Below are 16360 nucleotides of genomic sequence, written 5' to 3' on the forward strand. Positions count from 1 at the left end.
AGATGATAAAGGGAACGTTTGGACATCACTTATTGAGGGAGGAATTTATTTGTTAGAGTAATTTGTTTCGTCTAGTCTGTCATTTCTGAAATGACAATATTAGGAAAAGCCTTTGCGAGCTTAGCGTAAAACCTTTGCGAGCTTTGCGGTTAATTTTTTCGCCACAGATTAAAGGATTAAACAGATTAATACTATAGCGAGCATAGCGTAAAACCTTGCGAACTTAGCGGTTAAATTCTCCGCTAAAGATTAAAATGATTTAACAAGCTTATGAGACTGTATACCGATACTGAATACTTTTCTCGTAACAGATAAAAATAACTAACCAAAAATAGAATTTATGAAAACCTTAAAAATTTTAATTCTAGTGTTGCTAATTCAAGCCAATCTTTTTGGACAGCAACCGCCTAAAAGAGAAATGCGGGCAGCATGGATTTCTACTGTCGATAATATAGATTGGCCTTCAAAACCAGGTTTGTCAGACAAAGCGATGAAAGCCGAAATGATAACAATTCTGGATAATTTACGATCGTATAATCTGAACACTGTAATTTTTCAAATTCGTCCTACAGCCGATGCTTATTACAAATCTACAAAAGAGCCAGCATCACATTGGATAACAGGAACACAAGGCGTTGCTCCCGGTTTTGACCCATTACAACTAATGATTGATGAAGCTGGAAAAAGAGGAATGAGTGTGCATGTATGGCTAAATCCTTATCGAGTACAAAAAGATACAACCAAAGATGTACTTGCAAAAACACATTTATATTTTAAGAAACCAGAGCTATTCCTTACGTACGGAAAAACCAGATATTTTAATCCCGGTTACAAAGAAACCAGAGATTTTGTTGCTTCGGTAGTGGGCGAAATAGTTCGGAATTATGATATTCAGGCAATACACATGGATGATTATTTTTATCCATATAGAATCGCTGGACAAGAATTTCCTGATGAGTTGGCATTTGCCAAAGAACCTCGACAGTTTAAGGACAAAGACGATTGGAGGAGAGACAATGTCGATTTAATAATCAAACAGATCAGAGATACCATAATTGCAAATAAACCAGAAGTCGAATTCGGAATTTCACCTTTTGGCGTATGGCGAAATATTGCCAAAGATTCAGAAGGATCAAATACGACGGCAGGAGCTACAAACTATGATGATTTGTATGCCAATGTTTTAAAATGGCAAAAAGAAAACTGGATAGATTATGTAACGCCTCAAATATATTGGCACATTGGTTTTGACAGAGCAAATTTTGAAGTTTTGACAAAATGGTGGGCAAAACATAAATACGGGACAAATGTGTATGTAGGTCACGGAGTTTATAAGCTTTCAAAAACAGCAAAAGAGCCAGAGTGGAGAAGTCCGGATCAGATTGTGAAGCAAATAGAAATGGTTCGATCTCTGCCTTTACTAGATGGCTCCATGTATTTTACAGCAAACAATTTTCTAAAAAAAGGAGATACACTTAGAAAACCCCTTATCGAAAAAGAATATAAATATATCGCATTAACACCCGAGGCAAACAGAATTACTAGGATAATACCACAACCACCAATAAACGCTACAATTGCTAAAAGTGGAGATAAAGGACTGCTTACCTGGAAGGCTGGATTGAACAATAAAAAATATGTGATTTATAGATTTGCCAAAGGAAAAATAACCGATTTCTCTAGCTCAGAGAATATTTACTACGTAACCACAGCTACAAAATTAGAAATACCAAATGCTAATTTTGATAAATACATTTATGCCATTACCGCTTTGAGTACCACACAAACGGAAAGTATTCCAATACAATTTTAACAAAACCAAAAACCAGAAAAGATGAAAAAAAGTATGCTACTAATCGCAGTTTTCCTGAGTTCACTGAATGTATTACAGGCTCAGAAACTCGATATAATTCCGCAGCCAGTAAAAATAGAACAGAAAGAAGGAACATTTATAATTCCTTCATCGGTACAAATTGTGGTAGACAAAAAGTTGCAAAAAAGTGCCGATTATATAGGAAGTGATTTTTTTGCAACCACAGGAATTAAACCAATTGTTTCTATTGGAAAAAGTAATAAAAAAGACGGAATATCATTTTTAGTAGATGAAAAATTAAATCTTCCTAATGATGGTTATGAATTGAGCGTAACCAAAAAAGGAGTTCATATAAAAGGAAAATCTTCAAACGGAGTTCTAAACGGGCTTCAAACCTTATTACAAATTTGCTCAGCCAAAGAAGTAAAAAAAGGAACAATACCATTTGTAAAAATAGAAGATTACCCTCGTTTTGAATGGCGCGGAATGATGCTTGATTGTTCAAGACAGTTTTTTGATAAGCAAACGGTTAAGAATTATATCGACTGGTTGGCAGCACATAAAATGAATATTTTTCATTGGCATCTTACCGATGATAACGGTTGGAGAGCCGAGATTAAATCAATGCCAGATTTAACCCTAAAAGGAGCTTGGAGAGGGCCAGGAGAAGTATTATTACCATCCTATGGTTCAGGAAACAAACGTTATGGCGGTTATTATACCCAAGCCGATATGAAAGAAGTTGTGGCTTATGCAGCAGCTCGTGGAATCTCAATCATGCCAGAAATCGAAATTCCGGGACACTCACGTGCAGTAACGGCAGCATATCCAGAAATAGGATGTGTTACAACTCAGGAAACAAAAAGTGTACAGGGAGAAGTAAAAAATGTATGGTGTGTAGGACGTGAAGAAAACTATCAAATTCTAGATTCTATAATTAGAGAAGTTTCAGAAATGTTTCCTTTTGAATATATACATATTGCAGGAGATGAGGTAAACAGAGCCAATTGGGAGCATTGCCCAAAATGCCAGGCTTTGATGGCGAAAGAAGGATTTACAGATAGTTTTCAGCTTCAGAATTATTTCCTTAGAAGAGTTCAAACCATTGTCGATAAATATCATAAAAAAACAAATGGCTGGAATGAAATTTTAAAAGGCGGAGAAATAAATCCAAATACTTTAATTAGTGCTTGGCAAGGAATTAGCTACGGAATCGAATCGGCTAAAAGAGGTTATGAAACCATTATGATGCCGGGACAATATACTTATTTTGATATGGCACAGTCAGAAAATGAGCGAGGTCATCGTTGGGCAGCAATTACCGATACAAAAAGAGCCTATTCATTTGAGCCAATTCCAGATAACGATTTAACTCCCGAACAACAAAAACTGATAATAGGAGTTCAAGGAGCTTTGTGGAGCGAATATCTAGATCGCCCAACAAGATTTGTAGAATACCAAAGTTACCCAAGAATTAGTGCTTTATCAGAAATTGGATGGTCTAAAAAAGAAGATAAAAACTGGGATAATTTTTACGGAAGATTAACCAATAGTCATTTACAACGTTTGACTAATATGGGAATTGCTTTTAGAGATTTTCCCCCAACAGCAATTTATAAAAGTGGAACCATTACTGTAACACCACCTTATGAAGGAGCGGTTGTGCGTTATGATGCGCAAGGAAATGAACCAACAAGACAATCGCCTTTGTACACAGGACCAATTCAGACAAAGAATTATGAGCAATATTTATTCCGTACTTTCTTTAATGAAGATTCTGCAAGTCCTGCGGTAAAAGTAGAGAAGTTACCAGTTGCAAATTGGAATACATCAAAGGTTGAAACGTTAAACATTTCAGAGAATATTTCGGAGCATGTTGATAAAAGAGGAATTTGGTATCTAACATTTAATCCAACTACAGATGAGTCTATTAGCGGGGTAATTAAAGCTGTTTCGCTTTATGAAAATGATAAACTAATCCAAACTTATGCAGAAGAAAAAACGTTGAAATCAAAACCTCGTTTGCGATTTGTGATTGATAATTACAATGAAAAAAACACCTATCGTTTAGATTTTACTGTAGAAAATAAAGAAGCTACAGCATCTTCGGCTAAGGTAAATTTCAATTGTTCACCTTATATGGAACCAGAGGTAAAAGTGACCTCATCGATGGCTGAAAATCCTAAATTTCCAATTTCAAGATTAGAAGATTATAATATAGAGACTTATTTACGCACCGATGTTCCTTGTGTAAGTGGCGACTGGATTTTATACACATTTACCAATCCTGTTACTTCTTCAAAAATTGATGTATTAACAGGGATTCCACATCACCCAAGATTCATTGTAAATGATGGTTATGTTGAATACTCATATAATGGAACTGATTTTGAAAAAGGAGATATTTTTGATTACGGAAATGCTTCCATCTACCCAAAGAAACCTGTAAAAGCAGTTAGAATAATGATTACAGGAACAAACAACGAACCTCTTATGGCAGGTCAGGACTTGCGAGTAAATCCATAAAAGAACATGAAGAAAATAGGAGTTAAAATCGTACTTGTTTTTTTGATACTTCTAGAGATTAGTTGCCATTCTCTAAAAAGTCCAAAAAAGTCTTTTGATACAAATCAAAATCAAGTTTACATCGATTCGATGATGAATAATGCGCTCGAAAAAGGGTTCTTTCCCGGAGCACAAATTATTGTAGGTAGCAAAGACTCTGTTTTCATTTTGAAGAATTATGGGTATCACGATTATTCAAAAAAAGAGTTAGTAAAAACAGACGACGTGTACGATTTAGCTTCTATGTCTAAAGTTTTAGGAGCAACTGTCGTTGCCATGCGTTTGGTGGGAGAAAACAGATTAAAATTAGATGATAAATTGGGAGATGTAGTTCCTATGTATAAAAACACAGCAATTGCCGATTTAACTTTTTTTGAGTTACTCACACATACTTCGGGACTAACGCCGAGTATTACTTTTTATCAAAGCTTGTTATCTACACCAGATGGATCACCTTTATTAAGCAAAGAAAAGTCGGAGAATTATCCTGATTTGTTTGATAATATGTATGTAAATAAAAACATTTTTTATGATTCTAAGTACCTTTCATTTGAGCCAAAAGCTAATTATGTACAAGTTTATAAAAACATGTGGGTAAATCCCGAATTTTATAATACAATATATGAGAGAATAGCTGTAGCCAATATCAATCCTCGAGGGAAGTATTTGTACAGTGATTTAAACCTGATACTGGTACAACAAATGATGGAGACAAATACAGGCAAAAAATTGGATGAACTAGCAAATAAAATTTATGCAGAATTAGGGATTTCAAAAATTGGCTATAATCCTTTAAAATGGACTTCGGAACAAAATGTGATACCGACTGAAATTGATAATTTTTTCAGAAAAGATACCATTAAAGGATATGTTCACGATGAAGCTGCGGCTATTTTAGGCGGAGTTTCAGGAAACGCAGGTTTGTTTGCCAATGCACAATCTATCTCGGTAATTTGCCAAATGTTGCTTAACAATGGGAAATATCAGGGAAAACAAATTCTAAAAGCAAAAGTGGTTACAACATTTACAAATTCACCTTTAGCGAAAGAAGGAATTTATCGCGGACTTGGTTTTGATAAACGAAAACCCGATGCTTTTTATAAAGAAAATGATTTTGGACATACAGGTTTTACAGGAACGTTTTTCTTTTTGAATCGGGATAATGATAGGTTCTTGATTATTCTTACCAATCGTGTAAATCCAACAAGAACGAATCGATTAATGTACAAAGATGACTTTTGCCCGAAGATTTGGAAACAAATAAATAATTAAAAAAAGGTGCCACTAATTACACAAATTTTCACTAATTGGTTTGTATGAAAAAAAGTTGTAGGCTTAAAGCTTTGTGGACTTTGCGTAAAACTTTGCATCCTTTACGGTTAAATTTTCTGCCACAGATTAAAAGGATTTTTTTTCACGCAGATTCAGCGGATTTAAGCAAATCAGCACAGATTAAAAATTTAAATTAAATCTGCTTAAATCTGTAAAATCTGTGTGAAACAATTTGTACAATTTATCATAATGTAAATCTCCTAAATCTGCGAGAAACAAAAATTAGCGAAAAAAACTTGTCATAAAAAAATAAACTCATATGAAAAAACTAACCATAATATGCATACTAATTACAACAGTATCTTTTGCGCAAAAAATAAAAACAGGTGCAGAAAACTATACCGAATACCTGCCTTTACTAAAGGGAAAAACTATCGGTATTGTAACCAACCAAACAGGAATCATTGACAATAAAACCCATCTCGTTGATTTTCTGGTAGAGAAGAAAGTAAAGATAAAAACCATATTTGCCCCAGAGCATGGCTTTAGAGGTACTGCCGATGCAGGCGAACACGTATCAGATGAAATCGATTCAAAAACAGGCTTGTCGATTGCTTCCCTTTACGGGAAAAATAACAAACCAAGTCCAGAGCAATTAAAAGGAATTGATGTCATGGTTTTTGATTTGCAAGACGTAGGAACACGATTATATACGTATGTTTCTACAATGCACAGAATAATGGAAGCATGCGCAGAGAATAATATTCCGTTGATAGTAATGGATCGCCCGAATCCGAATATTGGTATTGTAGATGGGCCTGTTTTGGATATTGCTTTTCAAAGCGGAATAGGAATGCACAGAACTCCTTTGCTTCACGGAATGACGCTAGGCGAAGAAGCTAAGATGATTAATGGAGAGAAATGGCTAAAAGACGGGATTCAGTGTAAACTGACAGTGATTCCGTGTTTAAATTATGACAGAAGCATGAGTTATAGTTTGCCTGTAAGACCTTCTCCAAACTTGCCTAACGACCAATCGATTAATTTATATGTTAGTTTGTGTCTTTTTGAAGGTACAAATGTAAGTATGGGACGTGGAACCGAAAAACAATTCCAGATTTATGGTTCTCCATATTTACCGAAAAGCGATTTTGCATTTACACCCAAACCAAATTTTGGAGATAAAGACCCTTTATATAATGGAGTAGAATGTAATGGAGAGGATTTGTCGGCAATTCCGAGAATTAACAAACTAGAAATTAAATGGCTTATAAAAGCATACCAAACAACGGCTGATAAATCTAAGTTTTTCGACAAAAGAAAATTTTCTATACGAGCAGGAAATGAAAAACTACAACAACAAATAGAGGCAGGAACCTCAGAAGAAGAAATAAGAAATAGTTGGAAAGAAGGTTTACGAGACTTCAAAAAAATGAGAGCGCAATATCTGATTTACAAATAAGAATAATAAATAGACAGACTTAGCCCTAACAGGATTTAAAAACTTGTTAGGGCTTTTTTTGTGAAAAGTAAGTAATGCAGAAAGGGAACGCTGATGAAGCGGATTCGCTGAAAAAAACGGATTTAATAATGTTAAATAAAAAAATCCGTGATTAATCCGTGCCTTTACGGAGTAAATCCGTTTTATCAGCGTTCCTTTTTATGCGCAATCCAATCCTTTGCATCTTTGCCTCTCTGCACCTTTGTACCTTCTTCAAACAATTTTGTCACCCCGAGGCACGAGGGGTCTCCGCGAGTAGCTCCACAATCTAATACTACATTATGTTAGTTTCTTGCGGAGATCCTTCCTTCGTTAGGAAGACAAGATTATGGTTGTTTTACGCGTAATCTAAGTCTTTTCATTTTTGTGTCTTCTTCAAAAAAATCCGTGATTAATCCGTGTCTTTACGGAGTAAATCCGTTTTATCCGCGTTCCCCTTTTGCGTAAACCAATCCTTTGCACCTTTGTACCTTCTTCAAACAATCTTGCGATACAATCCACACCTTTACCTCAACAATAAAAAACTTGTTTTATTGTAACAAAATGATATTTGTAACTTATTGATATATAATGTGTTAAATACTTGGCAAGAATGATACTTTATCTGTTGTACTACATTATAATATGTGTTATTATTTAATTATTCGCAGTATTTTTTGGTTAAATTTACGTTTCTAATTTTTAAATACCTGTAATTCAATTACTTAGTAATTTAGTGTTCCTTAAAAAAGAAATACTGTTTATGTTGTTTTAATCAGATAAGATTTCTTTTTAATACTCCCAGTTATAAATACCCCTTACCCCAAATAATTAACTGATTTTTTTCATTATTAAAACCTACTATTATGAAATTAAAATTATTTTTATTACTCGTCTTTATTAGTTCTTATTCGTGGTCCCAGGCGGGATCAACGAAAACGTACACCAATAATGGGACATTTCCCGTCCCCGCTGGTGTAACTAGTGTCATTGTTCAGGCATGGGGCGGTGGCGGATCTGGCGGCGGAGCCAGTGGCGCCCCATTGCTTTTAGGAAGAGGTGCTGCTGGTGGAGGTGGAGGCGCTTATGCAAGTGCTCCAATTTTAGTGACTCCAGGAGCAACTCTAAATGTAGTAGTCGCTAGTCAAATCGCAGGTACTTCAGGAGCAGGAGCTTCAGGAGGAAATTCTACTATTACAGGTTTTGAATCGACTATTTTAGCCGCAGGAGGTTCAGGAGGAAGCGCCAATAATACAGGAGGTTCACCTCTAGGAGGAATTGGAGGGACAATTGCAGCTTCTGCAGGTTCTAGTAAGTTTGCAGGTACAAACGGAGGTAATGGTAACTCATGGAACCTTTTAGGGTTATTACTTTCGTCTGGCGCTGGTGGTGCAGGAGCAGGTTCTGGTGGTGCCGGAGGTACGGCAGTTTCGGGTTTGCTTTTAAGTAACGCACCTGGTAATGCAGGATCTCCTCCCGGAGGTGGAGGTAGTGGAGCTATAAACTCAGCATTAGTTGGCCCACAAATTGGGGGTGCTGGTGCAGCTGGAAGGATAATTATTTCTTATTCTTGTCCTAATTATAGTGTTACATCTGCCACAGCTACAAGTATTTGTGCTTCTAGTGGTACAACATCTACAATAACTTTAACAGGTAGTGCTGCCTCATTACCTATTGGTAATTATGTGGTTACTTATAACAGGAGCAGTCCTAATGGTACAGCATTAACGGCAAATCTAACGGTTAGTACTGCAGGTACAGGAACTTTTACAGCAGTAGGATTAACCACAGCAGGATCAAGCACGATAACCATTACAAAACTTGAATCAAACACCTGTTCTTCTGTTATTACAGCTAATAATACAGCTACAGTACAAGTGTCGCCAGCATCAGTAGGCGGAACAGTAAATGGGGGGACTACAATATGTACAGGAAGTGCAAGCGGATTATTAACTTTATCTGGTCATACAGGATCAGTTGTTAAATGGCAATCTGCTGTAAGTCCGTTTTCGACATGGACAGATATTGCTAATACAACTTCGACTTATACTTCGGGAGTATTAACAGAAACAACACAGTTTAGAGCTGTAGTTGGAAATGGATCTTGTGCTACTGCAAATTCTGCAGCTACAACTGTCACCGTAAATTCATTACCAACTTTAACACTTCAGTCACCAAACAAATCAGTTTGTGGGGATGGGAAGGAGATTAGTCAATCTTCATCTTATAGTGTTACAGGTTCTCCAGTATCATATAGTGTTGTCTGGAATCCATCTCCACCAAATAATTTTCCAGCTATTATCGATACAGCATTATCTGATAGCTTTATTTCTTTTATAGTTCCTGCGGGAGCAGTTGCAGGAACATATACTGGTACAGTAACGGTAAAAGATGCAATAGGCTGTGTAAGTTTAGGTGTGCCTATTACTGTAATTGTAGACCCACCTCTTTCAATCACTACTACAGGGGTAGTTGCTTCGGTTTGTACAAGTAATATTGAACAGAATACAACATTAGCGTATTCTGCAGCCATTGCTAATCCTATAGGTTATTACATTAATTGGGATGACACCGCAAATGCAGCTTTATTAAAAGATCAATTTAGTACTCGGTTTGCTTTTGATCCTAATGGAGGTGTTGTAAATAATATTGTTGTATCTCCAGATGCTCAATCAGGAACTTACTCAGGAGTAATGACGATTTATAATACTTTTTGTTTTGTACTTCAGCCTATATCTATAACAATACTGCCAGCATCAGTAGGCGGAACAGTAAATGGGGGGACTACAATATGTACTGGAAGTGCAAGCGGATTATTAACTTTATCTGGTCATACAGGATTAGTTGTTAAATGGCAATCTGCTGTAAGTCCGTTTACTACATGGACAGATATTGCTAATACAACTTCGACTTATTCTTCGGGAGTATTAACAGAAACAACACAGTTTAGAGCTGTAGTTGGAAATGGATCTTGTGCTACTGCAAATTCTGCGGCTACAACTGTCACCGTAAATCCATTACCAACTATAACAACATCACTTTTGACAGGAAGCTTTTGTTCAGAAGTTAATGAAACCTATAGAGGGTTACTTTATAGAGCAACAACTGGATCTCCAGTAACATATAGTATTGTTTGGGATTCTTCTCCGGCTAATAGTTTTGCAGACGTTATCGATGCAACTTTGCCAGCGAACGAAATTACGATTGTAGTTCCTGGCGGAACAGTTACAGGAACTTATTCTGGTACATTGACAGTAAAAAACGCAGATGGTTGTATAAGTATTGGTAACCAATTTTTTATAGGCGTTGAAGAGACTCCTACAATTGCAACAACAGGAGCAATTACTTCGGTTAACGCAAGTACAAGTAGTCAAAATGCAAGTTTACCTTATACAGCGACTACATCTAATCCCGTAAACTATTCTATAGAGTGGGATGCGGCGGCAAATGCGGCTTTATTAACAAATCAAGCGGATACTCCCTTTACTTTTGCGTCAGGTGGAGGCGTTATAAATACGATCGTAATACCTGCTAATGTTCCAGCAGGAACTTATAATGGTATATTATATATAGATAATGATGCTTGCTTTGCTTCTCAATCTATATCTATAACGGTAAATGCTTTGCCAACTATAACATTAGCCACTTCGGCAACTAGTGTTTGTTCAAGCGTTAATGCGCAAAGTACAACCTTAAGTTATAGTGCAACTACAGAAAGCCCAACAACCTATAGTATTGTTTGGGATGCATCTCCTACAAATAGTTTTGTAGCAGTTACCGATGCTAATTTACCAACTAGCCCGATTGCGATTGCTATTCCAGCAGGTACTATACCAGGTACTTATACAGGAACATTGACAGTAAAAGATGCAAATGGTGCTGTTAGTAGTCCAGGTTCAGTATTTACTGTAACTGTAAATCCATCACCAACGATAGTATTAACAAAAACAGAACTTAGTACTTGTACGTTTGATGGTGCAGGACAAATTTTACAGTTGGCGTATAGTAATACCACAGGGTCTCCTTTAACCTATAGTATTGCTTGGAATCAGTTGCCAGAAAATAATTTAATATCAGTAACTGATCAAGAATTAGGGGCAGATGTAATTGAAATTTTTATTCCTTTAATTAGTGCTGGTACTTATACAGGAACATTGACAGTTAAAAATGCAAATGGTTGTGTAAGTACAGGCTCTGTCATTACGATAATTGTAAATCCAAGACCTACAATTGCTACAACAGGAACAATTACTTCAGTTAATACAAGCACCAGCAGCCAGGATGCAAGCTTAATTTATACAGCGACTACATCTAATCCTATAAGGTATTCCATTAATTGGAACGCTGTAGCAAATGCTAATTTATTAGTAGACCAAGGTGATACTTCATTTGCTTTTTCTTCAAGTGGAGGTATTATAAATAATATTCAGGTACCTGCAAATGTTCCTGCAGGAAGTTATTCAGGTTTTATGACTATTTATAATGGAGTTTGTAAAGAGTTTGTAGATTTAAATTTAACAATAAATGCTTTACCAACGATAGTATTAGCTCCAGCAACAGAAGACATTTGCCCAGATGTCCATGCTTTTGTAAATAGTACAACATTAAGTTATAGCGCGACAACAGGAACTCCTATAACTTATAGCATTATTTGGGATGCATCTCCGGCAAATAATCTTGCGGGAGTTACTGATGCAACATTACCAACTTCTCCTATATCAATTAATATCCCCGGAAATACTAATGGAGGCACTTATACAGGAACGTTGACAGTAAAAGATGCAAACGGTACTGTAAGTTTAGGTTCAGTTTTTACTTTAAAAGCAAATCAGCCTGTTAATATTTCCGCACCAGGATTTGTGGCCTCCATTGATCCTGTTACTACAAGCACCAGTTCACAAACGACTACTTTTACTTATACTAGTACGAGTGGTAATCCTACTAGTTATTCTATTGATTGGGATCAGCAAGCAAATAATGCCTTATTAGCGGATCAGTCTATTACTCCATTTGCTTTTGTGTCTGGTGGAGGCATTATAAATAACATTGAGATATCTGCAGACGTTTTCGCAGGAGCTTATAGAGGTATCTTGAAGATTTATGGTGAAAAGTGTGAGACAAGTTTGCAAGTATCTATAGTGATTAATAAAGCGTTACCAACAATAGTATTATCAAATCCAGAGATACAAGTTTGTCTTCGACCTAATACGGAACAATATACATTCTTAAATTATAGTGCCACTACAGGGGATCCTACTACATATAGTATCCTTTGGGATTCTTCTCCTACAAATACTTTTGTAACTGTTGTAGATGCTACATTATCACCTAATTCAATATTAATTACTGTACCAGCGGGAACAAATCCAGGAACGTATACAGGAACATTGACTGTAAAAGATGCAGGAGGTAATATAAGTTTGGGTGCACCTATTACTATTATTGCAAATGAGGAAACTTCAATTATTTCACTACCAACAGTTGATCCGATTACTGCAAGTAGCACTGCGCAGAATGCAACATTGGCATATTCAGGATTTACAGGTAATCCAGTAAGTTATTCGATTGATTGGAATGGGGCTGCAAATGCAGCTTTATTAGTAGACCAGGGGGTTACTCCGTTTACTTTTGTAGCTAGTGGAGGTGTTATAGACAACATTTATATACCTGCAAATGTACCTCCAGGGACTTACTTGGGAGGAATGAGTCTTCAAGGAGATAATAATTGTTCTATTGATAGAATTATCATAATAACAATTAATCCAATGGTATTGCCTACGATAGCATTAGTATCTTCGACGCTTAATAATTGTTATGGTGGCGGAAATTTTGCTCAAAGTACTGAATTGGCCTATACAGGAACTACAGGAAATCCGATAACATATAGTATAGTTTGGGATGCGACTCCGACAAATAGTATTGTACCAGTTACGGATGAAGAATTACTAGCCAGTCCAATCAAAATTCTTCTTCCTACAGACATACTGCCAGGCACTTATAAAGGCACGTTAACTGTAAAAGATGCAAATGGTGCTGTTAGCAACCCTGGTTCTACTTTTAGTGTAACTATAGGAACACCTACTCAGATTCTTACAAATGGTAGGATTGCTCCTGTTACTACAAGTAGTAACCTGCAAAATACGTCATTAACATATACAGGAACTCTTGGTCTTCCTCTTGATGTGGGCTTACCTACAAAGTATTATATTGATTGGGATGCTACGGCAAATGCTGCTTTATTGGTAGATCAGCCTACTTCTCCATATACTTTTTCAGCAAGCGGAGGTACTATAAATACAATTGTAATACCGGCAAATGTTCCAGCAGGTACGTACTCAGGTTTTATGTATGCTTCTAATGAGGCTTCTTGTGAACAAAGAATAAAGATTACTATAATAATTAATCCAATAGTATTACCAACTATAGCATTAAACGCGTCTGCAGAGGATGCTTGTATTGACTTAAGTGTACCAGGTAATACAGTTACAACATTAGGATATAGTAGTACAACTGGAGATCCTGTAACATATAGTATTGTTTGGGACGTATCCCCAATAAATAATTTTGTAGCTGTTATCGATGCTGCTTTGCCAGCTAGCCCAATTACGATTGCTATTCCCGCAGGCACAGTACCTGATACTTATACAGGCACATTAACTGTGAAAAATGCAAGTGGTGCTGTTAGTAGTCCAGGTTCTACTTTTACAGTAACTGTTGATGGTCCTGCTATAATTAATACAATAGGAATAATTAATCCAGTTGTTACAAGTTCAAATTCACAAAATGCTGAATTAGAATATTCTGGAGTTACAGGAAATCCCACAGAATATTATATTAATTGGAGTGATACAGCTAACGCTGCTTCACTGGTAGACCAACTTGAGGTTCAATTTGCTTTTGTATCAAGCGGAGGAGTTATAAATAACATTGTGATACCAGCTAATGTTCCAGCAGGAACCTACACAGGAACAATGGGACTTTTTAATGGAACGATGTGTGAAAAAACTGTACCAGTATCTATAACGATTAACCCAGCTCCAGCACCTACGATAGCTTTAAACTCATCTGCAGAGGATGTTTGTATAGACTATAGTTTGTTTCATGATATAGTTACAACATTGGGATATACTGGCACAACTGGAAATCCAACGACATACAGTATTGTTTGGGATGGATCTGCAAAACGTTATTTTGAGGATGTTACTGATGAAATGTTGCCTTCTAGTCCAATCACAATTAAGCCTGGTGACAAAACAAAACCTGGAACTTATACAGGCACATTAACTGTGAAAAATGCAAATGGTACTGTAAGTAGTCCGGGTTCAGTTTTTAGTGTAACTGTAAATTATACCCCTTATATTCTTACAACAGGAACAATTGCTTCTGTCAGTACGAGTACTATTAGCCAAAATGCGGAATTAGCATATACTGAAAGTTCAGAAAACCCTACAATCTATGCTATTGATTGGGATGCTACGGCAAATACCGCTTTATTAGTATATCAAGGAGATACTCCATTTACCTTTCCGTCAAGAGATGGTATTATAAATACAATTGTAATACCTGCGAATGTTCCAGCAGGAACGTACTCGGGTACAATGTATATTTCTAATGGAACAAGTTGTATAAAATCTCAACCAGTATCTATAACCATTAATGAAAGCGCGCCTACAATAACATTATCTACTTCGGCTATAAATGTTTGTTCAAATACAAATGAACAAAGTGCACCCTTAGATTATGATGCTACTACAGGTAATCCTACAGTATATAGTATTGTTTGGGATGTATCTCCGGCGAATACTTTTGCAGCTGTTGTTGATGAGGTATTGCAGGATGGTTCAATTAAAATTATTGTACCAGCAGGAACTGTAGCGGGAACTTATACAGGAACTTTGACCGTGAAAAATGCACTTGGAGGAGTTAGTTCAGGTACAAACTTTACAGTAACAGTAAATGAGACACCTGCATTTGTTTCATCAGAACCAATTGCTGCAGTTTATACTAGTACAAATGCTCAAACGACAACATTAACATACACTAGTTCTTTGGGCGGTGCTACAGGATATTCTATTAATTGGAATGGCGCGGCAAATGCTGCTTTATTACAAGATCAGCCTCTTACGGCACATACCTTTAAAGAAGAAGGCGATGTTATAGACACGATTGTAGTATCTGCAAATGCTCAGCCTGGAACTTATCAAGGAACTATGATTTTAAACTTTGGCCTTTGTAAAGGAGTTCAAACCGTATCTATCACAATCGAAGATATCCCAGTGCCAACTATAGCTTTGGGGGGAACAAAAAGTATTTGTAATGGAGCACTCTCTACGTCCTTGTCTTATAAAGGTACTACAGGAGATCCGATAACGTATAGTATTGTTTGGGATGCCTCTCCTGCAAATAGTTTTGTGGCGGTTACAGATGCGACATTACCATCTAGTCTTATTGAGATTACTATTCCTACAGGAACAGTTTCTGGCGTTTATACAGGAACATTGACTGTAAAAAATGCATTTGGTACTAGTAGCTTAGGCTCAACTTTTGAGGTAAGAATAGGTACAATCCCTACTATTGAAATGTCACAAGAAATTACCTCAGTTTGTTCAAGTACTAACTTGCAATATACAACGCTATTGTATTCTGAAAAGACAGGTAATCCTACAGAATATTTTATAGATTGGGATGATACGGCAAATAATGCATTATTAGCAGATCAAGGTCTTACATCTAATGAATTTATTGATGGTGTTGGTATTATCCAAACAATCGCAATACCAGCTAATGTTCCAGCAGGAACGTACACAGGTAATTTATTTATTAGAGATAGTGCTTCTTGTGAGCAGTATTATCCGGTAGCTATAACGATTTGTGATCCTACATCGGCAAAACCTACTCCTAAAGATATTATAAAACCAGGAATTGTAGATTCAGAATCCACAGGAAATACAATTTCTGTAAGTATCGATAACAAGGTGATTAATGTTAATACATTTAAACAGAAAATCAATCAGGTATCTGTTTATGATGTTTCGGGGAACTTACTCTATAATAGAGATGGAGTAGGAGATTCAAAATTAAGTATTGATAATTTAAGATCCAGTAATCAGGTATTATTGGTAAGAGTAGTTCTCGATAATAACCGTGTGGAGAATAAAAAAGTAATTTATTAAATATATTGTGTTCATAGTTAGAGAAAACCATCGGCTTCGGCTGGTGGTTTTTTTGTT

At 36.3% G+C, this 16360-nt stretch carries 5 protein-coding genes; all 5 read left to right on the top strand.

Annotation, left to right across the window (positions count from 1 at the left end; translation table 11 throughout):
* Positions 1-340: 340 nt before the first annotated feature.
* A complete protein-coding gene (locus IW20_RS22095; protein WP_035627696.1) occupies positions 341-1813 on the top strand; it encodes a glycoside hydrolase family 10 protein in 1473 nt (490 codons plus the stop codon).
* 21 nt (positions 1814-1834) lie between these two features.
* Positions 1835-4339, top strand: a complete 2505-nt coding sequence (locus tag IW20_RS22100) for a beta-N-acetylhexosaminidase (RefSeq protein ID WP_035627698.1) — start codon at positions 1835-1837, stop codon at positions 4337-4339.
* 6 nt (positions 4340-4345) lie between these two features.
* Positions 4346-5650: a serine hydrolase domain-containing protein gene (locus IW20_RS22105; protein ID WP_035627700.1), complete on the top strand. Its 1305-nt coding sequence runs from the start codon at positions 4346-4348 to the stop codon at positions 5648-5650.
* A 319-nt stretch (positions 5651-5969) separates the two neighbouring features.
* The gene (locus tag IW20_RS22110; RefSeq protein ID WP_035627702.1) at positions 5970-7112 is read left to right on the top strand and encodes an exo-beta-N-acetylmuramidase NamZ family protein; all 1143 of its coding nucleotides are present in this window, start codon (positions 5970-5972) and stop codon (positions 7110-7112) included.
* 884 nt (positions 7113-7996) lie between these two features.
* On the top strand, positions 7997-16303 hold the full coding sequence (locus tag IW20_RS22115; RefSeq protein ID WP_035627706.1) for a T9SS sorting signal type C domain-containing protein: 8307 nt from the start codon (positions 7997-7999) through the stop codon (positions 16301-16303).
* The last annotated feature ends 57 nt before the right edge of the window (positions 16304-16360 follow it).

The sequence above is a fragment of the Flavobacterium hydatis genome, assembly GCF_000737695.1.
Classification (GTDB): domain Bacteria; phylum Bacteroidota; class Bacteroidia; order Flavobacteriales; family Flavobacteriaceae; genus Flavobacterium; species Flavobacterium hydatis.

Excerpts from the sequence above, each read along its gene's own strand:
- IW20_RS22095 (WP_035627696.1), top strand. The coding sequence starts at position 341 with ATGAAAACCTTAAAAATTTTAATTCTAGTGTTGCTAATTCAAGCCAAT.
- IW20_RS22100 (WP_035627698.1), top strand. The coding sequence starts at position 1,835 with ATGAAAAAAAGTATGCTACTAATCGCAGTTTTCCTGAGTTCACTGAAT.
- IW20_RS22105 (WP_035627700.1), top strand. The coding sequence starts at position 4,346 with ATGAAGAAAATAGGAGTTAAAATCGTACTTGTTTTTTTGATACTTCTA.
- IW20_RS22110 (WP_035627702.1), top strand. The coding sequence starts at position 5,970 with ATGAAAAAACTAACCATAATATGCATACTAATTACAACAGTATCTTTT.
- IW20_RS22115 (WP_035627706.1), top strand. The coding sequence starts at position 7,997 with ATGAAATTAAAATTATTTTTATTACTCGTCTTTATTAGTTCTTATTCG.